This is a genomic window from Streptomyces canus 299MFChir4.1 (assembly GCF_000383615.1).
Classification (GTDB): Bacteria; Actinomycetota; Actinomycetes; order Streptomycetales; family Streptomycetaceae; genus Streptomyces; species Streptomyces canus_C.
Genome location: NZ_KB911593.1, coordinates 60962 through 87295 on the forward strand (window position 1 = coordinate 60962; position 26334 = coordinate 87295).

A 26334-nucleotide genomic window follows, 5' to 3' on the forward strand; every position below is an offset into this window, starting at 1 on the left:
CCCCGGTGACCACCCCCGCCTTGAACACGCCTCTGGAGATCCCCGCCCTCACCGACGCCGAGGAGATCCGCTGTGACGTCCTCGTCGTCGGCGGCGGCACCGCCGGCACCATGGCCGCCCTGACCGCCGCCGAGCACGGCGCGAACGTGCTGTTGCTGGAGAAGGCCCACGTCCGGCACTCCGGCGCCCTCGCCATGGGCATGGACGGCGTCAACAACGCGGTCATCCCCGGCCGAGCCGAACCCGACGACTACGTCGCCGAGATCACCCGCGCCAACGACGGCATCGTCGACCAGTCCACCGTCCGCCAGACCGCCACCCGCGGCTTCGGCATGGTGCAGCGTCTGGAGTCGTACGGCGTGAAGTTCGAGAAGGACGAGCACGGCGACTACGCGGTCCGCCAGGTCCACCGCTCCGGCTCCTACGTGCTGCCGATGCCGGAGGGCAAGGACGTCAAGAAGGTCCTGTACCGGCAGCTGCGGCGGCGCGAGATGCGGGAGCGGATCCGCATCGAGAACCGGGTGATGCCGGTGCGGGTGCTCACGGCTGAAGGGCGGGCCGTGGGTGCGGTCGGCTTCAACACGCGCACCGGCGCCTTCGTCACGGTCCGCGCGGGCGCGGTGATCCTGGCGACCGGCGCCTGCGGCCGCCTGGGCCTGCCCGCCTCCGGCTACCTGTACGGCACCTACGAGAACCCGACCAACGCGGGCGACGGCTACGCCATGGCCTACCACGCGGGCGCCGAGCTGACCGGCATCGAGTGCTTCCAGATCAACCCGCTGATCAAGGACTACAACGGCCCCGCCTGCGCGTACGTCGCCAACCCCTTCGGCGGCTACCAGGTCAACCGGCACGGCGAGCGCTTCGTCGACTCCGACTACTGGTCCGGCCAGATGATGGCCGAGTTCGCGGCGGAGGTCGCGTCCGACCGGGGCCCGGTGTACCTGAAGCTGAGCCACCTGCCCGAGGAGTCGATCTCGTCCCTGGAGTCGATCCTGCACTCCACGGAGCGGCCCACCCGCGGGACCTTCCACGAGGGCCGCGGTCACGACTACCGCACCCACGACATCGAGATGCACATCTCCGAGATCGGTCTGTGCGGCGGCCACTCGGCCTCCGGGGTCCGCGTCGACGACCACGCCCGCACGACCGTCCCACGCCTCTACGCCGCCGGCGACCTCGCCTGCGTCCCGCACAACTACATGATCGGCGCGTTCGTCTTCGGCGACCTCGCGGGCACGGACGCGTCCCAGTACGCCCCCTACGAAGGGGAGTTGCCGCCCGACCAGCTCCGCGAGGCGCACGAACTGATCTACCGCCCGCTGCGCAACCCGGACGGCCCGCCGCAGCCCCAGGTCGAGTACAAGCTGCGCCGCTTCGTGAACGACTACGTGGCCCCGCCGAAGTCCGGCGCCCGTCTCTCGCTGGCCCTGGAGTCCTTCGAACGGATGCGGGAGGACATCGCCGCGATGGGTGCGCGGACCCCGCACGAGCTGATGCGCTGCGCCGAGGTCTCCTTCATCCGCGACTGCGCGGAGATGGCCGCCCGTGCCTCGCTGGCCCGCACGGAGTCCCGCTGGGGCCTCTACCACGACCGTCTCGACCACCCCCATCGCGACGACACCTCCTGGTTCCACCATCTCGATCTGCACAAGTCCCCCTCCGGTGCGATGGAGTTCACGGCCCGGCCCGTGGCTCCCTATCTGGTCCCGATCGACGAGTTCACCCCGGTCGGCGGCCCCTCCCGGCACATCGGCGAGGTGCACGCCGAGGAGGTGGCGACGGCGGGGGCGCGCGAGCTGGCCCCGGTCGCGGGCGGGGGGCCGGGCGCCTCGGACAACCCTGGCGACACGGCCGACCGGTCCGGTGCCGGCACGGTGGCGAACGCCCCGGTCTCGGCAGCCCCCGTCTCGTCCCGTCTGCTCGACCTCCTCGCCCTCGCCGAGCAGGAACCCGAACTCGCCGCCCTACGGACCTACTTGTCCGATCCCGATCCCGCCGTCCGCCGTACGGCCGTCACCGTCCTGACGGAGACCACGCCCCCGGGTACCGGACCGGTCCTCGCGCAGTCCCTCACCGACCGCGACCCCGGTGTCCGTGCCGCCGCGGCCGCGTCCCTGCGCGAACTCGTCGAGACGCTCCCGCCCGGACCCGCCCTCCGCGAGGGTCTCGCCACCGCCCTGGCCGAGTCCGACCCGGTCGTCCGCGCCACCGCTCTGGACGTCCTGCGTGCCCTGCGCCTCGGCGACACGCAACTCTTCGCCGGGGCCCTCACCGACGCGGACATCCCGGTCCGAATCGAGGCGGTCCGCGCCCTCGTCTCGGTGGACGCCACCGAGGAACTCGCCCGCGCGGCCACCACCGACCCGTCCCGCGAGGTCCGCGTGACGATCGCCAAGGCACTGGCGACGGTGTGGGCCGAACGCCCGCTGGACGTCGCCCTCGACGCCCTGGCCCTTCTCACCGAGGACCCCGACGCCCTGGTGCGGGGGGCGGCTTACGGAGCACTGGGCACCACTGGCTGCCCCGCGCCCCTCGCCGCCCGCGCCGTCACCGCCCTGTCGGCCGCCGCCTGGCAGGTCCGGTCGGGTGCCGCGACGGCGCTGTCCGCCGCTGCCCCGGACGTGGCCGTCCCCGCCCTCGCCAAGGCCCTCGCCGACCCGAACGCCGACGTCCGCAAGGCAGCCGTCCTCGCCCTGACCCGGCACACGGGCACCGAGGACGCCCGCGCGGCCCTGGCCACGGCGACGACGGACTCGGACGCGGACGTCAGGGCGTATGCGGCACGCGCCTTGTGACGTGAGGTGTCGTGAGGTGAGATGCCGCGGCACAACCCCCGCGCTCCATGCCGGAACCCGGCGGCGGCTATATCCAGTCGTCCTCGGGTTCCGGATCCGCTTCCATCTCGGGCCAGTGATCCGCGCCGGGGTCAGCTCCAGGGTCCGCGCCCGGCCCCGCGTCGCCGGCCGGGCTCGATGCCTTCGGGGTAGCACCGCCCTCGGCCAGCCCGGCGAGCACCTCGATCACGCCCTCCCCGTATGTCGCGAGCTTCTTCTCACCGACCCCGCCGACGCTCCCGAGCTGCGTCACCGACGTGGGCCACACCGTGACGATCTCCCTGAGTGTGGCGTCGTGGAAGATGACGTACGCCGGGACGCCCTGCTCACGGGCCTGTTCGGCGCGCCAGGCCCGCAGTGCCTCGAAGGCCGGCACCAGGGCCTCGGGCAGCTCGGCCACCGCGGCCTTGGCCTTGCCGCGCCCGGACGAGGACGAGGACGCGGACTTGGCGCTCGCCGGCTTCTCCGGTTCCTTGCGCAGCGGCACCTCCCGCTCCCGCCGCAGCACCCCACCGCTCGCCTCGGTCAGCACCAGCGTGCCGTAGTCCCCTTCGACCGCGAGCAGCCCCTGGGCGAGCAACTGCCGTACGACACCTCGCCATTCGCCCTCGGAGAGATCCTCGCCGATGCCGAACACCGACAACTGGTCGTGGTCGAACTGGATGACCTTGGCCGTGCGCTTGCCGAGCAGGATGTCGACGATCTGCACGGCCCCGAACTTCTGACCGCGCTCCCGCTGGAGCCGCACGATCGTGGAGAGCACCTTCTGGGCCGCGACGGTGCCGTCCCAGGTCTCGGGCGGGGTGAGGCAGGTGTCGCAGTTGCCGCAGCCCGTGGGCTCCGGCTCCTGGCCGAAGTACTTCAGAAGCTGCCCGCGCCGGCACTGCGCGGTCTCGCACAGGGCGAGCATCGAGTCCAGGTGGGCGGCGGCCCGGCGCCGGAACGCCTCGTCGCCCTCGCTCGACTGGATCATCTTGCGCTGCTGTATGACGTCGTTCAGGCCGTAGGCCATCCAGGCCGTGGACGGGAGTTCGTCACGCCCCGCGCGGCCCGTCTCCTGGTAGTAGCCCTCGACCGACTTGGGCAGGTCGAGGTGGGCCACGAAGCGGACGTCCGGCTTGTCGATGCCCATGCCGAAGGCGATGGTCGCCACCACGACCAGGCCGTCCTCGCGCAGGAAGCGGGACTGGTGGGCGGCACGGGTGCCCGCGTCCAGGCCGGCGTGGTACGGGACCGCCTCGATGCCGTTGCGGGAGAGGAACTCGGCCGTGGCCTCCACCGACTTGCGGGAGAGGCAGTACACGATGCCCGCGTCGCCCGCGTGCTCCTCGCGCAGGAACGCGAGCAGCTGCTTCTTGGGGTCGGCCTTGGGGATGATCCGGTACTGGATGTTGGGCCGGTCGAAGCTGGCCACGAAGTGCCGGGCCGTCGGCATGTCGAGCCGCTGGGTGATCTCCTCGTGCGTGGCACGGGTGGCCGTCGCGGTGAGCGCGATCCGCGGGACGTCGGGCCAGCGCCGGCCGAGCACCGACAGCGTCAGGTAGTCGGGGCGGAAGTCGTGGCCCCACTGCGAGACGCAGTGCGCCTCGTCGATGGCGAAGACGGCGATCTTGCCCCGGGAGAGAAGATCCTGCGTGGCGTCCAGGCGCAGCCGCTCCGGCGCCAGGTAGAGCAGGTCCAGCTCTCCGGCCAGGAACTCGGCCTCCACCACGCGGCGCTCGTCGAAGTCCTGCGTGGAGTTCATGAACCCGGCACGCACGCCGAGCGCCCTGAGCGCGTCCACCTGGTCCTGCATCAGCGCGATGAGCGGTGAGACGACGATGCCCGTGCCTGGTCTGACCAGAGACGGAATCTGGTAGCACAGCGACTTGCCGGCGCCGGTGGGCATGAGGACGACCGCGTCCCCGCCGGCCACCACATGCTCGATGATCTCTTCCTGCTCGCCGCGGAAGGCGTCGTATCCGAAGACCCGGTGCAGCGTGGCCAGTGCCTCGCTGTCGCTCGCGTCCGGTGTCCCGGTGATCCCTGGCATCTCGCTGATACCGCCCATCCCGCCCATAGTCCCGTCCCCCGTACGTCGTCCCTCGACCACTGCCTCCACGATAGGGGCCGGGACCGACAGCGTCGGAGTTATCCACAGGCCGGGCCGGTGACGTTGCGTGGTCATTCGATCGGCCGATGTCACATGGCGCACGCGTTCGAGGCGGGACATGCTGCTGGGGCGGGCCGGGGAGGCCCCCGCCTCCCCATGGACGGCTCCTCCCCACGGACGACTCCTCGCCCCCGCGCCTCTCCCGCCTCAAGCGCCTCAAGGAGAACCACGATGGCCCCTCGGCCCCTGAAGGCAGTGCTCACCGTCGCGGCGGCGGCGGCCTTCTCACTGACCGCAGTCCCCGCACACGCAGCCGACCCGGACCCGCTCGTCTGGACGGAGCTGTCCAAGACGTACGGGGCCACCGGCGCGTATGCCTACGAGCCGTACGCCGTCGCCGACGGCTTCACCCCGACGGCCTGTGCGCCCGGCTCGGGCTACCGCTACGTCAACGAGGAGAACGTCGGGCAGACCGACCCCGAGAAGCCCGCGGCTCTCCTCTACGAGGACGGCCCGTACGGGCGCAGGCTCGTCGCGGTGGAGTGGGTCGCGAAGGCCGAGTCGGGTGCCGCCGCTCCGGTGATGTTCGGTCAGACCTTCCAGAAGCCGGTCGACCTGGCGGACGCGGGCTCCGGCTACACCCTGCGTGCCTGGATCTACAAGACGAACCCCAGCGGTCTCTTCAATCCCACACATCCCGATGTGACGTGCTCGGCGGGCCAGGACTCGGACCCTGACCTGGCTCCGGACCTGACCCAGGACGTGATGCCGGCCCGGGACCTGAACCTGGACCTGTGACGGCATGCGGCGGGCCCCGGCTCCCTCGAAGGGAACCGGGGCCCGCCGCATGAACAGTTCAGGCATCCCAGGTCAGCGCACGAACACTCCCGCCTGGTTCGCCAGGTCCAGGAAGTACTGCGGCGCCACACCGAGCACCAGGGTGACCGCCACGCCGACCCCGATCGCCGTCATCGTCAGCGGCGACGGCACGGCGACCGTCGGTCCCTCCGGGCGCGGTTCGCTGAAGAACATCAGCACGATCACACGGATGTAGAAGAACGCCGCGATGGCCGACGAGATCACACCGACCACGACGAGCGGCGCCGCGCCGCCCTCCGCCGCCGCCTTGAACACGGCGAACTTACCGGCGAAGCCGGAGGTCAGCGGGATACCGGCGAAGGCCAGCAGGAACACCGCGAACACGGCGGCCACCAGCGGCGAACGACGGCCGAGGCCCGCCCACTTGGACAGGTGCGTCGCCTCACCACCGGCGTCGCGGACCAGCGTGACCACGGCGAACGCGCCGATCGTCACGAACGAGTACGCGGCCAGGTAGAAGAGGACCGACGAAACCCCGTCCGGGGTGGTCGCGATGACACCGGCGAGGATGAACCCGGCGTGCGCGATCGACGAGTACGCAAGAAGCCGCTTGATGTCGGTCTGCGTGATCGCGACGATCGCACCGCCGAGCATGGTGACGATCGCGACGGCCCACATGACCGGCCGCCAGTCCCAGCGCAGGCCCGGCAGGACGACGTAGAGGATCCTGAGCAGCGCGCCGAAGGCGGCCACCTTGGTCGCCGCCGCCATGAAGCCGGTGACCGGGGTGGGCGCGCCCTGGTAGACGTCCGGGGTCCACATGTGGAACGGCACCGCGCCCACCTTGAACAGCAGGCCCATGACGATCATCGCGGCGCCGATCAGCAGCAGCGCGTCGTTGCCCATGGTGTCGGCGAGCGCCGGGTCCACGGTGCTGATCGTGCCGTCGACGACCTGCGCGATGGTGCCGTACGACACCGAGCCCGCGTAGCCGTACAGGAGCGCGATGCCGAACAGGGTGAACGCGGAGGCGAACGAGCCGAGCAGGAAGTACTTGACCGCGGCCTCCTGCGACATGAGCCGCTTGCGGCGGGCCAGCGCGCACAGCAGGTACAGCGGGAGTGAGAAGACCTCCAGGGCCACGAACAGCGTCAGCAGGTCGTTGGCGGCCGGGAAGATCAGCATGCCGGCGACGGCGAAGAGCAGCAGCGGGAACACCTCGGTGGTGGTGAACCCGGCCTTCACGGCCGCCCTCTCGCTGTCGCTGCCCGGCACCGAGGCGGCCTGCGCGGCGAACGAGTCGACGCGGTTGCCGTGTGTCTCGGGGTCGAGCCTTCGCTCGGCGAAGGTGAACAGGCCGACCATGGATGCCAGCAGGATCGTGCCCTGGAGGAACAGGGCCGGTCCGTCGACGGCGATCGCGCCCATGGCCGCGATGCCCGCCTTGGTGGTGGCGTATCCGTCGGCGGCCAGGGCGACGACCGCCGCGAAGGCGGCGCACAGGGCCACGACGGAGACGAACAGCTGGGCGTAGTAACGGGACTTGCGCGGGACGAAGGCCTCGACCAGCACTCCGACGATCGCCGCGCCCAGGATGATCAGGGTGGGCGACAACTGCCCGTATTCGATCTTCGGCGCGTCGATCTTGGAGATCGGGTCGGCCGCGGTTGTCCACAGGCTGTGGACGACTGTCGCGCTCACTTGGCCGCCTCCACCTCGGGCTTGGGGTCCTTCTTGTGTACGTCGGACATGGTCGACTTCACCGCCGGGTTCACGATGTCCGTGACGGGCTTCGGATAGACGCCCAGGAAGATCAGCAGGACGACCAGCGGGGCCACGACCACGAGCTCACGCACGCGTAGGTCCGGCATCGCCGAGACCTCCGGTTTCACCGGCCCGGTCATCGTCCGCTGGTAGAGGACGAGGGTGTACAGCGCGGCGAGCACGATGCCGAAGGTCGCGATGATGCCGATCACCGGGTAGCGCGCGAACGTGCCCACCAGGACCAGGAACTCGCTGACGAAGGGCGCGAGTCCCGGCAGGGAGAGGGTCGCGAGGCCGCCGATCAGGAAGGTGCCCGCGAGCACCGGGGCGACCTTCTGGACACCGCCGTAGTCCGCGATGAGCCGCGAGCCGCGCCGCGAGATCAGGAAGCCGGCCACCAGCATCAGCGCGGCCGTCGAGATCCCGTGGTTGACCATGTAGAGGGTCGCGCCGGACTGGCCCTGGCTGGTCATCGCGAAGATGCCCATGATGATGAAGCCGAAGTGCGAGATCGACGCGTAGGCCACCAGCCGCTTGATGTCCCGCTGGCCGACCGCGAGCAGCGCCCCGTAGATGATGCTGATCACCGCCAGGACGAGGATCGCGGGCGTCGCCCACTTGCTGGCCTCGGGGAAGAGCTGGAGGCAGAAGCGGAGCATCGCGAAGGTGCCCACCTTGTCGACGACCGCCGTGATGAGCACGGCGACCGGGGCGGTGGCCTCCCCCATCGCGTTGGGCAGCCAGGTGTGCAGCGGCCACAGGGGGGCCTTCACCGCGAAGGCGAAGAAGAACCCGAGGAACAGCCAGCGTTCGGTGTTGGTCGCCATGTGCAGCGAGCCGTTGGCCCGCGCTTCGGCGATCTCCTGGAGGCTGAAGCTCCCGGCGACGACATAGAGGCCGATCACCGCGGCCAGCATGATCAGACCGCCGACGAGGTTGTAGAGGAGGAACTTCACGGCGGCGTAGGAGCGTTGGGCCGCCGCGTTCTCGTCCGAGCCCGCGTGGGCACGGTCCCCGAAGCCGCCGATGAGGAAGTACATCGGGATCAGCATGGCTTCGAAGAAGATGTAGAACAGGAAGACGTCGGTGGCCTCGAAGGAGATGATCACCATCGCCTCGACGGCCAGGATCAGGGCGAAGAAGCCCTGCGTCGGCCGCCACCGCTTGTTTCCGGTCTCCAGCGGGTCGGCGTCGTGCCAGCCCGCCAGGATGATGAACGGGATCAGCAGGGCGGTCAGCGCGAGGAGCGCCACCCCGATGCCGTCCACGCCCAGTTCGTACCTGACGCCGAAGTCCGCGATCCAGGCGTGCGATTCGGTGAGCTGGTAACGGTCGCCGTCCGGGGCGAAGCGGATCAGGACGGCGATCGCGAGGGCGAGGGTGGCGATGGAGACGAGCAGCGCCAGCCATTTCGCGGCGGTACGCCGGGCGGCCGGCACGGCGGCCGTGGCGATGGCCCCGATCGCCGGGAGCACCGCCGTCGCTGTCAGCAGAGGAAAGGACATCGGTATCAGACCGCCCTCATCAGCAGGGTCGCGGCGACGAGGATCGCCGCGCCGCCGAACATCGAGACCGCGTACGACCGCGCGAAGCCGTTCTGCAGCTTGCGCATCCGCCCGGACAGACCGCCGACCGAGGCCGCCGTGCCGTTGACCACGCCGTCGACCAGGGTGTGGTCGACGTACACCAGGGACCGCGTGAGGTGCTCTCCGCCACGGACCAGGACGACGTGGTTGAAGTCGTCCTGGAGCAGGTCCCGCCGGGCGGCCCGGGTGAGCAGCGACCCGCGCGGGGCGACGACCGGGACGGGCCTGCGGCCGTACTGGGCCCAGGCGATGGCGACACCGATCAGCAGGCACACCATGGTCGCGCCGGTGACTGTGGCCGCACTGAGCGGGGAGTCGCCCTCGCTGTGGCCGGTGACCGGTTCCAGCCAGTGCAGGAAGCGGTCGCCGATGCTGAAGAAGCCGCCCGCGAAGACCGATCCGAAGGCCAGCACGATCATCGGGATCGTCATGGACTTGGGGGACTCGTGCGGGTGGGGTTCCGCGTGCTCGCCGTGGTGCGCGGCGGCGGGCTCCGCGCTCGGGGCCTCCGGGGAGCGGGTGGGCTGGTTCTTCCAGCGCTCCTCTCCGAAGAACGTCATCAGCATCACGCGCGTCATGTAGAAGGCGGTGATGGCCGCGCCCAGCAGGGCGCAGGCGCCGAGGATCCAGCCCTCGGTGCCGCCCTTGGCGAAGGCCGCCTCGATGATCTTGTCCTTGGAGAAGAAGCCGGACAGGCCGGGGAAGCCGATGATGGCCAGGTAGCCGAGACCGAACGTCACGAAGGTGATCGGCATGTACTTCCTGAGGCCGCCGTACTTCCGCATGTCGACCTCGTCGTTCATGCCGTGCATGACCGAACCGGCGCCGAGGAAGAGCCCGGCCTTGAAGAAGCCGTGCGTCACCAGGTGCATGATCGCGAAGACGTAGCCGATGGGGCCGAGGCCCGCGGCGAGGACCATGTAGCCGATCTGCGACATGGTCGAGCCGGCCAGCGCCTTCTTGATGTCGTCCTTCGCGCAACCGACGATCGCACCGAACAGGAGCGTGACGGCACCGACGACGGTGACGACGAGCTGGGCGTCCGGCGCGAGGTTGAAGATGTTGGCGGAGCGGACGATCAGGTAGACGCCCGCGGTCACCATGGTCGCCGCGTGGATGAGGGCCGAGACCGGGGTAGGGCCCTCCATCGCGTCCCCGAGCCAGGACTGCAGCGGCACCTGGGCCGACTTGCCGCAGGCGGCGAGCAGCAGCATCAGAGCGATGCCGGTGAGCGTCGCCTCGGAGGCGCCGTCGACGAGTCCGGGCTTCTCATGACTGCCGAGGACCGGGCCGAAGGCGAAGGTGCCGAACGTCGTGAACATCAGCATGATCGCGATCGAGAGGCCCATGTCGCCGACGCGGTTGACCAGGAAGGCCTTCTTCGCCGCGGTCGCCGCGCTGGGCTTGTGCTGCCAGAAGCCGATCAGCAGGTAGGAGGCGAGACCGACGCCCTCCCAGCCGACGTACAGCAGCAGGTAGTTGTCGGCGAGGACGAGCAGCAGCATCGCCGCGAGGAACAGGTTCAGATAGCCGAAGAAGCGGCGGCGCCGCTCGTCGTGCTCCATGTACCCGATCGAGTACAGGTGGATGAGCGAGCCGACGCCGGTGATCAGCAGCACGAACGTCATCGACAGCTGGTCGAGGCGGAAGGTGACGTCGGCCTGGAAGCCCTCGACCGGGATCCAGGTCCACAGGTGCTGGATGAGCGTGCGGTGTTCGGCGTTCTTGCCGAGCAGGTCGGCGAAGAGGATGGCGCCGAACACGAAGGAAGCGGCGGCGAGGATCGTGCCGACCCAGTGGCCGACGGCGTCCAGCCGTCGGCCGCCGGTCAACAGGACCGCCGCTCCGAGCAGAGGCGCCGCGATGAGCAGCGCGATCAGGTTCTCAGCGTTAGTCACGGTTCAGCGACCCCTTACAGCTTCATCAGGCTGGCGTCGTCGACCGAGGCCGAGTGGCGGGAACGGAACAGCGACACGATGATCGCGAGCCCGACCACGACCTCCGCGGCGGCGACGACCATCGTGAAGAAGGCGATGATCTGGCCGTCGAGATTGCCGTGCATCCGGGAGAAGGCGACGAACGCGAGGTTGCAGGCATTGAGCATGAGCTCGATGCACATGAACACGACGATGGCGTTGCGCCTGATCAGCACGCCGGTGGCGCCGATCGTGAACAACAGGGCGGCGAGGTAGAGGTAGTTGACCGGGTTCACTTCGACGCCTCCCTCTTGAAGGTGGCCGGTTCGATCTCGGTCCGCTCCAGGCGTTCCTCGGCGCGCTGCTCCAGCGCCTTGAGGTCGTTGAGGGCTTCGGCGGACACGTCACGGATCTGACCGCGCTCGCGCAGTGTCTTGCTGACCGTGAGCTCCGACGGGGTGCCGTCGGGCAGCAGGCCCGCGATGTCCACCGCGTTGTGCCGGGCGTAGACGCCGGGGGCGGGCAGCGGCGGGACGTGCTTGCCCTCGCGGACGCGCCTCTCGGCCATCTCGCGCTGGGTGAGGGCGCGTTCGGTGCGCTCGCGGTGGGTGAGCACCATGGCGCCGACTGCGGCCGTGATCAGCAGGGCGCCGGTGATCTCGAAGGCGAAGACGTACTTGGTGAAGATGAGGGTCGCGAGGCCCTCCACGTTGCCGCCCGCGTTGGCCTGGGTGAGGCCGTTGAACTGCTTGAGCGAGGCGTTGCCGATGCCGGCGAAGAGCAGGATGCCGAAGCCGAGCCCGCACACCAGGGCCAGCCAGCGCTGGCCCCTGATGGTCTCCTTGAGGGAGTCCGCCGCGGTCACGCCGACGAGCATCACCACGAACAGGAACAGCATCATGATCGCGCCGGTGTAGACGACGATCTGGACGACGCCGAGGAAGTAGGCGCCGTTGGCGAGGTAGAACACCGCCAGGACGATCATGGTCCCGGCGAGACAGAGGGCGCTGTGCACGGCCTTCCTCATGAAGACGGTGCACAGGGCGCCGATCACGGCGACGGTGCCGAGGACCCAGAACTGGAAGGCCTCGCCGGTGGAGGTGTCGGCGGCCAGCGTGGCCGCGGCGGCGAGCTGGAGTGGTGCGGTCATCGCCCGATCACCTTCTCCGACGCCGGTTCGTCCGCACCGAAGGTGGAGTCGGCCTCCTGGACCACCTCGCCCTTGGAGACGGCGACCTGGGGCACGGTGCCGGGCGCGGCCTCCGTGACCAGGCCCCGGTAGTAGTCCTGCTCGTCCGTGCCGGGGTAGATGGCGTGGGGCGAGTCGACCATGCCCTCTTCGAGGCCGGCGAGCAGCTGCTCCTTGGTGAAGATGAGGTTGGCGCGGCTGCTGTCGGCCAGCTCGAACTCGTTGGTCATCGTCAGCGCGCGCGTGGGGCACGCCTCGATGCACAGTCCGCACAGGATGCAGCGGGCGTAGTTGATCTGGTAGACGCGGCCGTACCGCTCGCCCGGCGAGTAGCGCTCCTCGTCGGTGTTGTCGGCGCCCTCCACGTAGATGGCGTCGGCGGGGCAGGCCCAGGCGCACAGCTCGCAGCCGACGCACTTCTCCAGGCCGTCCGGATGGCGGTTGAGCTGGTGCCGTCCGTGGAACCGCGGAGCGGTGGTCTTCTGCTGCTCCGGGTACTGCTCGGTCAGCCGCTTCTTGAACATGGCCTTGAAGGTCACGCCGAAGCCGGCGACGGGGTTCATGAAACCGGGTTTGGTCTCCTTGGGCTCCTCAGCCATCGGACGCCTCCTTTCCATCCGCAGAACCAGTCAGCGGTCCGTCACTGTGAGTATCGGGCCCGCCACTGACAATCAGCTCCCGCTCCTGGCGCGAGCGGCGCCTGGGCACCGGCGGCAACTCCTGTCCGGGCAGCGGCGGGACGGGGAATCCGCCCGCCATCGGGTCGAATCCGGCCGGCTGTTCGGCGGGCTCCGCGGCCGCCTTCGACTTCTCGCGGAACATGTCGGCGACGAAGGAGAGCAGCAGCAGGACCAGGACTCCGCCACCGACGTAGAGGGCGATGTCGGCGAAGTCGTAGTTCTCGTTGCGCAGGGTCCGCACGGTCGCGACGAGCATCAGCCACACCACGGAGACCGGGATGAGGACCTTCCAGCCGAGCTTCATCAGCTGGTCGTAGCGGACCCGCGGGAGCGTGCCGCGCAGCCAGATGAAGAAGAACAGCAGCAGCTGCACCTTGATCACGAACCAGAGCAGCGGCCACCAGCCGTGGTTCGCGCCCTCCCAGAAGGTGCTGATGGGCCAGGGGGCCCGCCAGCCGCCGAGGAAGAGCGTGGTCGTCACGGCCGAGACCGTCACCATGTTCACGTACTCGGCGAGCATGAACAGCGCGAACTTGATCGACGAGTACTCGGTGTTGAAGCCGCCGACCAGGTCGCCCTCGGACTCCGGCATGTCGAAGGGGGCGCGGTTGGTCTCGCCGACCATGGTGATGACGTAGATGATGAAGGAGACCGGCAGCAGGACGATGTACCAGCGGTCCTGCTGGGCCTCGACGATCGCCGAGGTCGACATCGACCCGGAGTAGAGGAACACCGAGGCGAAGGCGGCGCCCATGGCGATCTCGTACGAGATCATCTGGGCGCAGGAGCGCAGGCCGCCGAGGAGCGGATACGTCGATCCGGAGCTCCAGCCCGCCAGGACGATGCCGTAGATGCCGACGGAGGCGACCGCGAGGATGTAGAGCATCGCGATCGGCAGGTCGGTGAGCTGCATCGTGGTGCGGTGTCCGAAGATCGAGACCTCGTTGCCGGACGGGCCGAAGGGGATCACCGCGATCGCCATGAAGGCCGGGATGGCCGCGACGATCGGCGCGAGGACGTAGACGACCTTGTCCGCGCGCTTGACGATGACGTCTTCCTTGAGCATCAGCTTCACGCCGTCGGCGAGCGACTGGAGCATGCCCCAGGGGCCGTGCCGGTTGGGACCGATGCGCAGCTGCATCCAGGCGACGACCTTGCGCTCCCACACGATGGAGAACAGCACGGTCACCATCAGGAACGCGAAGCAGAAGACGGCCTTGACGACGACCAGCCACCAGGGGTCGGTGCCGAACATCGAGAGGTCTTCCGCGGCGAGGTACGGGCTCATGCCTCCACCTCCTTGGGAGCTTCGGCTGCGAGCGTCGCCGGGCCGATGTGGACGAGGGAGCCGGGCAGCACCCCGGCGTCGGAGGCGACGCCCCCGCCGGTGGAGTTCAGCGGGAGCCAGACCACGCGGTCGGGCATCTCGGTGATCTGCAGCGGCAGTTCGACGACTCCGGTCTTGCCGGTCACGGCGAGGAGGTCGCCGTCCTTGACGCCCACCTCGGCGGCCGTCGCGGGCGACACCCGCGCGTGTGCCGCGTGCCGGGTCCCGGCGAGCGCCTCGTCGCCCTGCTGGAGCAGCCCCTGGTCGAGCAGCAGCCGGTGTCCGGCCAGGACGGCCTCTCCGGCGGCGGGCCGCGGCAGCTGGGCCCCGGTCTCGAAGGGTTCGGTGCCGCGGGGTCCGTCCCAGGGGCCGAGCCGGTCGATCTCCGCGCGCGTGGTGCGCAGATCCGGCAGACCCAGGTGTACGTCCATGGCGTCGGCCAGCATCTGGAGCACCCGTGCGTCGGTGGGCGCGAGCCGGCGGGTCATCTGGTCGGGCTTGAGCGCGGCCTCGAAGAACCGCACCCTGCCCTCCCAGTTGAGGAAGGTGCCGGCCTTCTCGGCGACCGCGGCCACCGGCAGGACGACGTCCGCGTGCTCGGTGGCCTCACCGGGCCGCAGTTCCAGCGACACCACGAACCCGGCCTCCTGGAGCGCCGCACGCGCGCGTGCCGGGTCGGGCAGGTCCGCGAGTTCGACGCCGGCGACCACCAGGGCCTGGAGCTCGCCGGACATCGCGGCCTCGACGATCTGACCGGTGTCCCGGCCGTAGCGGTGCGGGAGTTCGGCCACGCCCCAGACGGAGGCGACCTCGTCCCGCGCGCGCGGGTCGGTGGCCGGACGCCCGCCCGGCAGCAGCGACGGCAGCGCGCCCGCTTCGAGGGCACCGCGTTCTCCGGCCCGCCGCGGGATCCACACCAGCTGCGCGCCGGTCGCGGAGGCGGCCCGCACGGCGGCGGTCAGTCCGCCCTTCACGGCGGCCAGCCGCTCGCCGACGACGATCACCGCACCCGCGGTGCGCAGCGCCTCGGCGGCCCTGCTGCCGTCGTCCTCCAGGCCGACCCCGCCGGCCAGCGCGTCCAGCCACTCGGTCTCGGTGCCGGGGGCGGCGGGCAGCAGCGTGCCGCCCGCCTTCTCCAGGCCGCGCGTGGCGTAGGTGGCGAGCGAGAAGACCTTCTGACCGTGCTTGCGCCAGGCCTTGCGCAGCCTCAGGAAGACGCCGGGCGCCTCCTCCTCGGCCTCGAACCCGACCAGCAGGACCGCCGGCGCCTTCTCCAGAGCGGAGTACGTGACGCCCGTACCGTCGAGGTCACGGCCGCGGCCGGCGACCTGCGCGGCCAGGAAGTCGGCCTCCTCGCTGCTGTGCACGCGCGCGCGGAAGTCGATGTCGTTGGTGTCGAGCGCCACGCGCGCGAACTTGCTGTACGCGTAGGCGTCCTCGATGGTGAGGCGGCCGCCGGTGAGGACGCCGGCCCGGCCGCGCGAGGCGAGCAGCCCCTGGGCCGCGATCTGGAGCGCCTCCGGCCAGGACGCCGGCACCAGTTCGCCCTCGGGGTTGCGCACCAGCGGGTGCTCCAGCCGGTCGCGCTGCTGCGCGTACCGGAAGGCGAAGCGCCCCTTGTCGCAGATCCACTCCTCGTTGACCTCGGGGTCGTTGGCCGCGAGCTTGCGCATGACCTTGCCGCGCCGGTGGTCGGTGCGGGTGGCGCAGCCGCCGGAGCAGTGCTCGCACACGCTCGGGGAGGACACCAGGTCGAAGGGGCGGGAGCGGAATCGGTACGCTGCCGAGGTGAGCGCGCCGACCGGGCAGATCTGGATGGTGTTGCCGGAGAAGTACGACTCGAAGGGGTCGCCCTCGCCGGTGCCGACCTGCTGGAGCGCGCCCCGCTCGATCAGTTCGATCATGGGGTCGCCCGCGACCTGGTTGGAGAAGCGGGTGCAGCGGGCGCACAGCACGCAGCGCTCGCGGTCGAGCAGCACCTGGGTGGAGATCGGGACCGGCTTCTCGTAGGTCCGCTTCTTGCCCTCGAAGCGGGACTCGGACTGCCCGTGGGACATCGCCTGGTTCTGCAGGGGGCACTCGCCGCCCTTGTCGCAGACCGGGCAGTCCAGCGGGTGGTTGATGAGGAGGAGCTCCATCACACCGTGCTGAGCCTTCTCGGCGACCGGCGAGGTGAGGTGGGTCTTCACCACCATCCCGTCGGTGCAGGTGATGGTGCAGGAGGCCATCGGCTTGCGCTGGCCCTCGACCTCGACGATGCACTGGCGGCAGGCGCCGGCCGGGTCGAGGAGGGGGTGGTCGCAGAACCGGGGGATCTCGATGCCGAGCTGTTCGGCGGCCCGGATGACCAGGGTGCCCTTGGGCACGCTGATCTCGGCGCCGTCGATCGTCAGCGAGACGAGATCCTCCGGCGGGACCGCCGCCTCTCCCCCGCCCGAGGGAGCGCTCGTGGTCACGGTCATGCGTTCACCTCCGTGCGGGAGTCGGCCCAGACCGTCGACTTGGCCGGGTCGAAGGGGCAGCCGCGGCCCGTGATGTGCTGCTCGTACTCCTCGCGGAAGTACTTGAGCGAGGAGAAGATCGGCGAGGCGGCACCGTCGCCGAGGGCGCAGAACGACTTGCCGTTGATGTTGTCGGCGATGTCGTTGAGCTTGTCGAGGTCGGACATGACGCCCTTGCCGGCCTCGATGTCGCGCAGCAACTGCACGAGCCAGTACGTGCCTTCACGGCACGGGGTGCACTTGCCGCAGGACTCGTGGGCGTAGAACTCGGTCCAGCGGGTGACGGCGCGGACGACGCAGGTCGTCTCGTCGAAGCACTGCAGGGCCTTGGTGCCGAGCATGGAACCGGCGGCGCCGACGCCCTCGTAGTCGAGGGGGACGTCGAGGTGCTCCTCGGTGAACATCGGCGTCGAGGAGCCGCCCGGCGTCCAGAACTTGAGCCGGTGGCCGGGCCGCATTCCGCCGCTCATCTCCAGCAGCTGGCGCAGCGTGATCCCGAGCGGGGCCTCGTACTGGCCGGGGCTGGCGACATGGCCGCTGAGTGAGTAGAGCGTGAAGCCCGGGGACTTCTCGCTGCCCATCGACCTGAACCAGTCTTTCCCCCTGTGGAGAATCGCGGGAACCGACGCGATCGACTCCACGTTATTCACAACAGTCGGGCAGGCGTAGAGGCCCGCGACCGCAGGGAAGGGGGGACGGAGCCGCGGTTGGCCACGGCGGCCTTCGAGCGAGTCGAGCAGTGCGGTCTCCTCACCGCAGATGTACGCGCCGGCGCCCGCGTGCACGGTGATGTCGAGATCGAGGCCGCTGCCCAGGATGTTCTGTCCTAGGTAGCCGGCCGCGTAGGCCTCGCTCACTGCCGAGTGCAACCGCCGCAGTACGGGGACGACTTCACCCCGCAGATAGATGAAGGCGTGCGAAGACCTGATGGCGTAACACGCGATGATCATGCCCTCGATGAGGCTGTGCGGGTTCGCGAAGAGGAGCGGGATGTCCTTGCAGGTCCCGGGCTCCGACTCGTCGGCGTTGACAACTAGATAGTGCGGCTTTCCATCCCCCTGCGGAATGAACTGCCATTTCATGCCGGTGGGGAATCCGGCGCCGCCGCGGCCGCGCAGACCGGAGTCCTTGACGTACGCGATCAGGTCGTCCGGCGACATCGCGAGCGCCTTGCGGAGTCCCTCGTAGCCCTCGTGCCTCTTGTAGACGTCCAGCGTCCAGGACTTGTCCTCGTCCCAGAAGGCCGACAACACGGGTGCGAGCAGCTTCTCGGGGCTGGTGTCTTTCAGTTCGGGTGCCAAGGTCATCACTCCCCCTCCTCGGCGGCGGGCCCGGCCGGATGGGCCGGGTCGGAGGCCGACGTGTCCTGTGGCGCGTCGTGCGAACTCAGGTGCTCCGACGGGGACGGCTCGTGGGCGCCCCGGTCCTGCGGTGCGCTGTCGCGGTCCTGCGACGCTCCTTCGCGCGGATGGACCACGCGCGCGGGTGCGGTCTCTCCCCTGGCCAGGCGGAGGCCCACCAGCGACGCGGGTCCGGCCCCGCCGCTTGCCTCGACGGCCCCTGGCCGCTCGTCGGGGAAGCCGGCGAGGATCCGCGCGGTCTCCTTGAACGTGCACAGCGGCGCCCCGCGCGTGGGCTCGACCGGACGCCCCGCGCGCAGGTCGTCGACGAGCCGCTTGGCGGTGGCCGGGGTCTGGTTGTCGAAGAACTCCCAGTTGACCATCACGACCGGCGCGAAGTCGCAGGCCGCGTTGCACTCGATGTGCTCCAGGGTGACCTTGCCGTCGTCGGTGGTCTCGCCGTTGCCGACGCCCAGGTGCTCCTGGAGCTCGGTGAAGATCGCGTCGCCGCCCATCACCGCGCAGAGGGTGTTGGTGCAGACCCCCACCTGGTAGTCACCGGACGGCTTGCGCCGGTACATGGTGTAGAAGGTGGCCACCGCGGTGACCTCGGCCGTGGTCAGCTCCAGCACGTCCGCGCAGAACCGCATGCCGGTGCGCGTGACGTGTCCCTCCTCCGCCTGCACGAGATGCAGCAACGGCAGGAGCGCCGAGCGGGAGTCCGGGTAGCGGGCGATGATCTCGCGCGCGTCCGTCTCCAGGCGGGCTCGGACGTCGTCCGGGTAAGCGGGTGCGGGCAGTTCGGGCATGCCCAGGCTGACGCCCCGCTCGGAAGAACTGGTGGTCACCGGTCGACGCCTCCCATCACGGGGTCGATGGACGCGACAGCGACGATGACGTCGGCGACCTGGCCGCCCTCGCACATCGCCGCCATGGCCTGAAGGTTGGTGAAGGACGGGTCACGGAAGTGGACCCGGAAGGGACGGGTGCCGCCGTCGGACACGGCATGCACCCCGAGTTCGCCCTTGGGTGACTCGACGGCCGCGTACGCCTGTCCGGGCGGCACGCGGAAGCCCTCGGTGACCAGCTTGAAGTGGTGGATCAGGGCCTCCATGGAGGTGCCCATGATCTTCTTGATGTGGTCGAGGGAGTTGCCGAGCCCGTCGGGGCCGAGCGCGAGCTGGGCGGGCCAGGCGATCTTCTTGTCGGCGACCATGACCGGGCCGGGCTGGAGCCGGTCCAGGCACTGCTCGACGATCCTCAGCGACTGGCGCATCTCCTCCAGCCGGATGAGGAAGCGGCCGTAGGAGTCGCAGGTGTCGGCGGTCGGGACGTCGAACTCGAAGGTCTCGTAGCCGCAGTAGGGCTGTGCCTTGCGCAGGTCGTGCGGCAGGCCGGTGGAGCGCAGGATGGGGCCGGTGGCGCCGAGGGCCATGCAGCCCGCCAGGTCCAGATAGCCGACGTCCTGCATACGGGCCTTGAAGATGGGGTTCCCGGTGGCGAGCTTGTCGTACTCCGGGAGGTTCTTCTTCATCTTCTTCACGAACTCGCGGATGTGGTCCACCGCGCCGGGCGGCAGGTCCTGCGCGAGTCCGCCGGGGCGGATGTACGCGTGGTTCATCCTGAGGCCCGTGATGAGCTCGTAGATGTCGAGAATCATTTCACGATCACGGAATCCGTAGATCATGATCGTGGTGGCGCCGAGTTCCATGCCGCCGGTGGCGATGCACACCAGGTGCGAGGAGAGCCGGTTCAGCTCCATCAGGAGCACCCGGATGAGGGTGGCGCGGTCGGGGATCTGGTCCTCGATGCCGAGGAGCTTCTCGACGGCGAGGCAGTAGGCGGTCTCGTTGAAGAAGGACGTCAGGTAGTCCATGCGCGTCACGAACGTGGTGCCCTGCGTCCACGTGCGGAACTCGAGGTTCTTCTCGATGCCGGTGTGCAGGTAGCCGATGCCGCAGCGGGCTTCGGTGACCGTCTCGCCGTCGATCTCCAGGATCAGGCGGAGCACCCCGTGGGTGGAGGGGTGCTGGGGCCCCATGTTGACGACGATGCGCTCGTCGTCGGCCTTGGCCGCGCTCTGGACGACCTCGTCCCAGTCGCCACCGGTGACCGTGTAGACGGTGCCCTCGGTGGTCTCGCGCGCCGAGGCGGCGGATGCGTGCTGCGTGCTCATGAGTACGACCTCCGCTGGTCCGGAGCCGGGATCTGGGCGCCCTTGTACTCGACGGGGATGCCGCCGAGGGGGTAGTCCTTGCGCTGCGGGTGGCCCTGCCAGTCGTCCGGCATCATGATCCGCGTCAGGGCCGGGTGGCCGTCGAAGACGATCCCGAAGAAGTCGTAGGTCTCGCGCTCGTGCCAGTCGTTGGTCGGGTACACCGAGACCAGCGACGGGATGTGCGGGTCGGCGTCCGGCGCGCTGACCTCCAGGCGGATCAGCCGGTTGTGGGTGATCGAGCGCAGGTGGTAGACGGCGTGCAGCTCGCGGCCCTTGTCGTGGAGGTAGTGGACCCCGCTGACGCCGGTGCAGAGCTCGAAGCGCAGGGCCGGGTCGTCGCGCAGGGTCTGCGCGACGCGCAGCAGGTGCTCGCGCTCGATATGGAAGGTGATCTCGCCGCGGTCGACGACCGTCTTCTCGATCGCGTTGCCGGGAAGCAGTCCCTGCTCCTCCAGGGCGCCTTCCAGCTCGTCGGCGACCTCGTCGAACCAGCCGCCGTAGGGGCGGGCCGCCGGTCCCGGGAGGCGGACCGAGCGGACCAGGCCGCCGTAGCCGGAGGTGTCGCCGCCGTTGTCGGCGCCGAACATGCCGCGCTGGACGCGGATCTCCTCACCTCCCTCGCCGCGCTGGCCGGGGAGGTTGGAGCCGCTCAGCTCCTTCTCCGGGTTGGCTCCGTTGGTGCCGTTCGCGTCGCTCACCGCAGCAGCCCCTTCATCTCGATCGTGGGCAGGGCCTTGAGCGCCGCCTCCTCCGCCTCGCGGGCCGCCTCCTCGGCGTTCACGCCGAGCTTGGAGGACTGGATCTTCTGATGGAGCTTGAGAATCGCGTCCATCAGCATCTCGGGCCGTGGCGGGCAGCCGGGCAGATAGATGTCGACCGGGACGATGTGGTCGACGCCCTGCACGATCGCGTAGTTGTTGAACATGCCGCCCGAGGAGGCGCAGACCCCCATGGAGATGACCCACTTGGGGTTCGGCATCTGGTCGTAGACCTGCCTGAGCACCGGCGCCATCTTCTGGCTGACCCGGCCGGCGACGATCATGAGGTCCGCCTGGCGGGGTGAGCCGCGGAAGACCTCCATGCCGAAGCGGGCCAGGTCGTAGCGTCCGGCGCCGGTGGTCATCATCTCGATGGCACAGCAGGCGAGGCCGAAGGTGGCCGGAAAGACGGACGCCTTGCGCACCCAGCCCGCGGCCTGCTCGACGGTGGTCAGCAGGAAGCCGCTCGGCAGCTTTTCTTCGAGTCCCATGAGTTAAAGGCCCCTCAGTCCCATTCCAGGCCGCCGCGCCGCCATACGTACGCGTACGCGACGAAGACGGTGAGCACGAAGAGCAGCATCTCCACGAGCCCGAAAACACCCAGGGCGTCGAAGGTGACGGCCCAGGGGTAGAGGAAGACGATCTCGATGTCGAAGACGATGAAGAGCATCGCCGTCAGGTAGTACTTGATGGGGAAGCGCCCGCCGCCGGCCGGCGTGGGGGTCGGCTCGATCCCGCACTCGTAGGCCTCAAGCTTGGCCCGGTTGTACCGCTTCGGACCGATCAGCGTGGCCATGACCACGGAGAAGATCGCAAAGCCTGCCCCGAGGGCTCCCAGTACGAGGATGGGCGCATAAGCGTTCACCGCTCCTCGCTCCTCTCAGTCGGCACTGACTGCTGGCGATGGCATCGGACTCACACCCGACTCACACGTCCCTCTGACCTCCGTCCGTCCCGACGAAGATCGCGAACATGTGAAGCAGGTCACAAGCCCAACTGACCCGCATCTTATGCCCGCCGGTCTGTGATCTGCGACACGGGGTATTGCACAAGCTTTGTGATCTCCACCACCAGACGAAGGATCATGAAGTCGGATCAGCGGTGATCTTCACACGAGAAGCGTCCGAGTGATCACCAGAGGTGACATTTCCGCTAGTCGACGCAGGTCGGGAGAGGCGTCTCCATATCAAGAGGGTTCCCCTGCATGCAAATTGGCGATGGACGCGGCGGCCTGATAGAGGACCGCGTTCACACATCAGAGGGAGGCGCGAGGCGGAGTGTGGACACGTGCACACATTCACGAGCGCCGGCCGACTCCGGACGCAGCCGTCGCCGTAACCGTTGCGTGACCTCCACCACACCCATGAGAGATCCATAAGAAGGGGGCTTGGCCATCGGGCCCAACGGATGGTAGCTGCGGGGCAATTCGGGCGTAACAGCGAAAGACCATGATCACGGCCATGATCACGAGAGTCCGCAATGTCCGTTACGGCGTCAATAAAGAGTGAGCCGCCGGGTATTCGGGCCGTCGATTGAACAACTGTGGCGCAGCACACGTTTCTTGAAGGTATGGAGGAGCCCCTGATACCAGTTGGTCTCATGTCCCACACCGCTCACATACGCAGCCACCGGAAACCCCGCCGCAGCGCGACGACTTCGATCGCCGTGCGTGCCGGAGTCGCCGGTGGCGTGCTCAGCATGGCAGCGGCGGGCGCGTCGGCTTCGGCGTTCGCCGCCGAGTCGACGACGCAGACCCTCGAACTGCCCACCCTCTCGGCCGACCTGGGCAGCCAGGTCGCCGAGTCCGCCGACGCGATGCAGCAGGCCGCCGCCAACTACCAGCTGCAGGCCGAGCGTGACGCGGCCGCCGCAAAGGCCGCGAAGCAGGCCAAGGCGGACCTCGCGGAAGCCAAGAAGAAGGCGGAGGCCAAGAAGAAGGCCGAGGAGGCACGCAGGGCCGCCGCCGAGGAGGCCGCCTCGCGCAGCTCCCAGCGGACCACCCTGTCCGCCTCGGCGAGCGCCGGCGTGTCCACGAGCTCGTCCACGGCCACCGGTTCGGCCGCGGCCGTCATCGCCTTCGTGAAGGCGCAGGTCGGTGACGCCTACGTCTCCGGCGGCACCGGCCCCAACTCGTGGGACTGTTCGGGCCTCGTGCAGGCCGCGTTCAGCCAGATCGGCGTCGACCTGCCGCGCGTCTCGCAGGACCAGTCGACCGCGGGTACCCAGGTCTCGCTGAGCAACCTTCAGCCGGGCGACATCCTGTACTGGGGCAGCGCGGGCAGCGCGTACCACGTGGCGGTGTACGTGGGCGACGGCATGTTCGTCGGCGCGCAGAACCCCTCGACCGGTGTGGTCGAGAAGCCGCTGTCCTACGACCCGCCGACCGGTGCGGTGCGGGTGCTCTGACCCCGTAACAGCTTGGTAGGGCCGCAGCCGCTCGGGGGCTGCGGCCCTACCGGTATTGCGCGGCGCCCGAATTGTCCGTGTTCAGCGGTGCGTTGATGTGGTGGCCGGTCCGCTCCGGGACCTGTTGGGCGTGTTCTGTTCCCGTGCACAACCCGCGGACGGACCGGGCCTCGCAGGTCCGGCATGTCGGGCACATCGTCAACCCGGTGCTCGACCAGCTCGCCCCGGCCGGGCGCAGGCTGCTCGACGGCGGCGAGGGGTGCCTGTCGGCGCCGGGCGCCGTCATGGACGTACCCCGCCGGGCGGCCGACGTCGAGGCGCTGAACGGCGCTCAGGGCACCGTCAGCGCCTCAGGGAGTGGACCAGCGCCCACACCGACACCACGACGAGGATGACGAAGACGGGTAACGCGACCCCTGCGTCCATGCCTCCAACATGCCCCCGCGGCGGGGCTCCCGTCACGCCTTCGGCGCCACCTTGCTCAGCCCGTTGATGATCCGGTCCATCGCGTCGCCGCCCGTGGGGTCGGTGAGGTTGGCGAGCATCTTGAGGGTGAACTTCATGAGCAGCGGGTGGGTCAGGCCGCGCTGGGCCGCGATCTTCATGACCTTCGGGTTGCCGATGAGCTTCACGAAGGCGCGGCCCAGCGTGTAGTAGCCGCCGTAGGTGTCCTTGAGGACCCGCGGGTAGCGCTGCAGAGCGATCTCCCGCTGGGCGGGCGTCGCGCGGGCGTGGGCCTGGACGATGACGTCGGCGGCGATCTGGCCGGACTCCATGGCGTAGGCGATGCCCTCGCCGTTGAAGGGGTTCACCATGCCGCCGGCGTCGCCGACCAGGAGCAGGCCCTTGGTGTAGTGCGGCTGGCGGTTGAAGGCCATCGGCAGGGCGGCACCGCGGATCGGGCCGGTCATGTTGTCCGGGGTGTAGCCCCAGTCCTCCGGCATGGAAGCGCACCAGGCCTTCAGCACCTCGCGCCAGTCGAGCTCCTTGAAGGAGTCGGAGGTGTTCAGGACGCCGAGGCCGACGTTGGAGGTGCCGTCGCCCATGCCGAAGATCCAGCCGTAGCCGGGCAGCAGCCGGTCCTCGCCGGGGCCGCGGCGGTCCCACAGCTCCAGCCAGGACTCCAGGTAGTCGTCCTCGTGGCGAGGGCTCTCGAAGTACGTCCGTACGGCGACGCCCATCGGGCGGTCCTCACGGCGGTGCAGGCCCATCGCGAGGGAGAGCCGGGTGGAGTTGCCGTCGGCGGCGACCACGAGGGGCGCGTGGAAGGTGACTTCTCGCTTCTCCTCGCCGAGTTTCGCGTGGACGCCGGTGATCCGGCCGGTGCGGTCGTCGACGATCGGGGCACCGACGTTGCAGCGCTCGTAGAGCCGCGCCCCGGCCTTCTGGGCCTGGCGGGCGAGCTGCTCGTCGAAGTCGTCGCGCTTGCGGACGAGGCCGTAGTCGGGGAAGGAGGCCAGTTCCGGCCAGTCGAGCTGGAGGCGTACGCCGCCGCCGATGATGCGAAGGCCCTTGTTGCGCAGCCAGCCGGCCTCTTCGGAGATGTCGATGCCCATGGCCACGAGCTGCTTGGTGGCACGCGGGGTGAGGCCGTCGCCGCAGACCTTCTCGCGCGGGAACTCGGTCTTCTCCAGGAGGAGCACGTCGAGTCCGGACTTGGCGAGGTGGTACGCGGTCGTGGAGCCGGCCGGCCCCGCGCCGACGACGATGACATCGGCGGTGTTCTCGGACAGGGGCTCGGTCACGGCGGGATCTCCCAGGCTCGGAATCAAGTTCGGAATCAAGTTCTGAATCCGCGTGCCGACCGGCACTGGACATGGGCAGTCTATTCAGCAGAATTGATCACCCGGCTGAAGGGCTGCCCCCAGTGAACCGAGCTCTGCCCGTAGTACGGCTGCGCGTCCCCACCGACGAGGACGCCGTCGCCTGGCACCGGGTCTTCGACGACCCGGACGTCATGGAGTTCCACGGCGGCAGGTCCGCCGAGCTGTACGTCTACGAGGAGCTCACCGCGCGGCAGCGCCGGCACGACGCCGAGCGGGGTTTCTGCCTGTGGACCATGGTCGACGAGGGCGGGCAGGTCATCGGCTTCACCGGCGCCCAGCCATGGCCGCAGGACTGGGGGCCGACGGGCGAGATCGAGATCGGGTGGCGGCTCGGGCGGGCCTACTGGGGCCAGGGGTACGCCACGGTGGCCGCGCAGATGACGCTGGAGCGGCTCAGGGCGGCGGGCGTCACGGACGTGGTGGCGATGGTCAGACCCGGCAACGAACGGTCGATCGCGGTCACCAAGCGCCTCGGAATGGAACTCGCGGAGACCTTCCCGCACCCCCGGTTCGGGGAAGAGGCGCTGTGCTTTCGGCTCTCCCTGCAGGATGCTCACTCAGAGTAGCGGTCTGTTGCGGAAAGACACCCGGCACTTCCGGCCGCCGCCGGGCCGGAGTTACCCTGCCAGTACCGCTGGGGGTGACATCTGTGCACATACCACCCAAGACGCCCGAAGTGCGCGTACCGCGTCTGGTCGGACTCATGGCCGTCGACGCGCGCGAGACGGCCCAGGCGCAGGGCCTGTTCGTCAACGCGCCGGATCGCAAGGACTTCCATCTGGCCGTCGTCGACTACGTCGTACGCCAGTACCCGCAGGCCGGTGCCGAAGTGCCGCGGGACTCGGTGGTGTACGTGTGGTTCGACCTCGGCCCGGGTGAGGGCGGCGGAGGCATCCGCGAGCCCCGCATCCCCAGACCGCCGAGCGGCGGCCTCCAGCGCGAGCTGGACGAGCCGGGCGATCCGCACGTGGTCCGCTGCGTGACAGGGCTCTGACGGCCGCCGAGGTCCGCCGCGCCACCGGACTCCGACGGCCGCCGAGACCCGCCGCACCACCGGACTCCGACAACCGCCGAG

The 26334-nt window shown here is 69.6% G+C and carries 21 protein-coding genes and 1 pseudogene; 6 read left to right on the plus strand and 16 right to left on the minus strand.

The features are described 5' to 3' along the window. Window positions 1-5 precede the first annotated feature (5 nt). Window positions 6-2798, plus strand: coding sequence for a fumarate reductase/succinate dehydrogenase flavoprotein subunit (locus H293_RS0124990; RefSeq protein WP_020120580.1), 2793 nt, complete (start codon window positions 6-8; stop codon window positions 2796-2798). A 67-nt stretch (window positions 2799-2865) separates the two neighbouring features. Here the strand turns inward: H293_RS0124990 and recQ are convergent, their stop codons facing one another. Next, window positions 2866-4896, minus strand: a complete 2031-nt coding sequence (gene recQ / locus H293_RS0124995; protein ID WP_020120581.1) for a DNA helicase RecQ — start codon at window positions 4894-4896, stop codon at window positions 2866-2868. A gap of 264 nt (window positions 4897-5160) precedes the next feature. On the opposite strand from recQ, the gene H293_RS50020 reads away from it, so the two are divergent. Continuing rightward, entirely contained in the window at window positions 5161-5727 is a 567-nt protein-coding gene (locus tag H293_RS50020) for a hypothetical protein (RefSeq protein ID WP_033415660.1), read from the plus strand. Between the two features lie 72 nt (window positions 5728-5799). Here H293_RS50020 and nuoN read toward each other — a convergent pair whose 3' ends face one another. From nuoN to H293_RS0125070, 14 genes are read right to left on the minus strand one after another with little or no spacing between them, the layout of a single operon-like run. Next, window positions 5800-7449, minus strand: a complete 1650-nt coding sequence (gene nuoN, locus H293_RS0125005) for an NADH-quinone oxidoreductase subunit NuoN (RefSeq protein WP_020120583.1) — start codon at window positions 7447-7449, stop codon at window positions 5800-5802. Next, complete coding sequence (locus tag H293_RS0125010; RefSeq protein ID WP_020120584.1) at window positions 7446-9017, minus strand: NADH-quinone oxidoreductase subunit M; 1572 nt, start codon at window positions 9015-9017, stop codon at window positions 7446-7448. The genes nuoN and H293_RS0125010 overlap by 4 nt, the downstream gene beginning before the upstream one ends. A gap of 5 nt (window positions 9018-9022) precedes the next feature. Then, window positions 9023-10996, minus strand: a complete 1974-nt coding sequence (gene nuoL / locus H293_RS0125015; protein ID WP_020120585.1) for an NADH-quinone oxidoreductase subunit L — start codon at window positions 10994-10996, stop codon at window positions 9023-9025. Window positions 10997-11010: 14 nt separating this feature from the next. Further along, window positions 11011-11310: an NADH-quinone oxidoreductase subunit NuoK gene (nuoK, locus tag H293_RS0125020; protein WP_003974374.1), complete on the minus strand. Its 300-nt coding sequence runs from the start codon at window positions 11308-11310 to the stop codon at window positions 11011-11013. Beyond that, a complete protein-coding gene (locus tag H293_RS0125025; protein ID WP_020120586.1) occupies window positions 11307-12164 on the minus strand; it encodes an NADH-quinone oxidoreductase subunit J in 858 nt (285 codons plus the stop codon). Before H293_RS0125025 ends, nuoK begins: the two co-directional genes overlap by 4 nt. Continuing rightward, window positions 12161-12802 (minus strand): NADH-quinone oxidoreductase subunit NuoI, encoded by a 642-nt coding sequence (gene nuoI, locus H293_RS0125030; protein ID WP_020120587.1) that lies wholly within the window; start codon window positions 12800-12802, stop codon window positions 12161-12163. Before nuoI ends, H293_RS0125025 begins: the two co-directional genes overlap by 4 nt. Next, window positions 12795-14171, minus strand: coding sequence for an NADH-quinone oxidoreductase subunit NuoH (gene nuoH, locus H293_RS0125035; protein ID WP_020120588.1), 1377 nt, complete (start codon window positions 14169-14171; stop codon window positions 12795-12797). The genes nuoI and nuoH overlap by 8 nt, the downstream gene beginning before the upstream one ends. Beyond that, the gene (locus H293_RS0125040; RefSeq protein ID WP_020120589.1) at window positions 14168-16672 is read right to left on the minus strand and encodes an NADH-quinone oxidoreductase subunit G; all 2505 of its coding nucleotides are present in this window, start codon (window positions 16670-16672) and stop codon (window positions 14168-14170) included. The genes nuoH and H293_RS0125040 overlap by 4 nt, the downstream gene beginning before the upstream one ends. Next, window positions 16669-18018 (minus strand): NADH-quinone oxidoreductase subunit NuoF, encoded by a 1350-nt coding sequence (gene nuoF / locus H293_RS0125045; protein WP_020120590.1) that lies wholly within the window; start codon window positions 18016-18018, stop codon window positions 16669-16671. The genes H293_RS0125040 and nuoF overlap by 4 nt, the downstream gene beginning before the upstream one ends. Beyond that, a complete protein-coding gene (nuoE, locus tag H293_RS0125050; RefSeq protein WP_020120591.1) occupies window positions 18018-18899 on the minus strand; it encodes an NADH-quinone oxidoreductase subunit NuoE in 882 nt (293 codons plus the stop codon). The genes nuoF and nuoE overlap by 1 nt, the downstream gene beginning before the upstream one ends. Further along, window positions 18896-20227, minus strand: a complete 1332-nt coding sequence (locus tag H293_RS0125055; RefSeq protein ID WP_020120592.1) for an NADH-quinone oxidoreductase subunit D — start codon at window positions 20225-20227, stop codon at window positions 18896-18898. Before H293_RS0125055 ends, nuoE begins: the two co-directional genes overlap by 4 nt. Then, a complete protein-coding gene (locus H293_RS0125060; protein ID WP_020120593.1) occupies window positions 20224-20967 on the minus strand; it encodes an NADH-quinone oxidoreductase subunit C in 744 nt (247 codons plus the stop codon). Before H293_RS0125060 ends, H293_RS0125055 begins: the two co-directional genes overlap by 4 nt. Then, on the minus strand, window positions 20964-21518 hold the full coding sequence (locus H293_RS0125065; RefSeq protein WP_007383964.1) for a NuoB/complex I 20 kDa subunit family protein: 555 nt from the start codon (window positions 21516-21518) through the stop codon (window positions 20964-20966). The genes H293_RS0125060 and H293_RS0125065 overlap by 4 nt, the downstream gene beginning before the upstream one ends. A gap of 14 nt (window positions 21519-21532) precedes the next feature. Next, window positions 21533-21892 (minus strand): NADH-quinone oxidoreductase subunit A, encoded by a 360-nt coding sequence (locus tag H293_RS0125070; RefSeq protein WP_007383963.1) that lies wholly within the window; start codon window positions 21890-21892, stop codon window positions 21533-21535. A 734-nt stretch (window positions 21893-22626) separates the two neighbouring features. On the opposite strand from H293_RS0125070, the gene H293_RS0125075 reads away from it, so the two are divergent. Next, a complete protein-coding gene (locus H293_RS0125075; protein WP_020120594.1) occupies window positions 22627-23433 on the plus strand; it encodes a C40 family peptidase in 807 nt (268 codons plus the stop codon). A 176-nt stretch (window positions 23434-23609) separates the two neighbouring features. Next, window positions 23610-23732: pseudogene (locus H293_RS61700) on the plus strand (peptide deformylase); the annotation flags it as partial. A gap of 159 nt (window positions 23733-23891) precedes the next feature. Here H293_RS61700 and H293_RS0125085 read toward each other — a convergent pair. Beyond that, window positions 23892-25178 (minus strand): geranylgeranyl reductase family protein, encoded by a 1287-nt coding sequence (locus H293_RS0125085; RefSeq protein WP_020120595.1) that lies wholly within the window; start codon window positions 25176-25178, stop codon window positions 23892-23894. A 122-nt stretch (window positions 25179-25300) separates the two neighbouring features. Here H293_RS0125085 and H293_RS0125090 point away from each other — a divergent pair, with 122 nt between their 5' ends. Both H293_RS0125090 and H293_RS0125095 read left to right on the plus strand, forming a co-directional pair. Continuing rightward, a complete protein-coding gene (locus H293_RS0125090; protein WP_020120596.1) occupies window positions 25301-25825 on the plus strand; it encodes a GNAT family N-acetyltransferase in 525 nt (174 codons plus the stop codon). Window positions 25826-25935: 110 nt separating this feature from the next. Beyond that, a complete protein-coding gene (locus tag H293_RS0125095) occupies window positions 25936-26253 on the plus strand; it encodes a PASTA domain-containing protein (RefSeq protein ID WP_020120597.1) in 318 nt (105 codons plus the stop codon). Window positions 26254-26334: the final 81 nt, after the last annotated feature.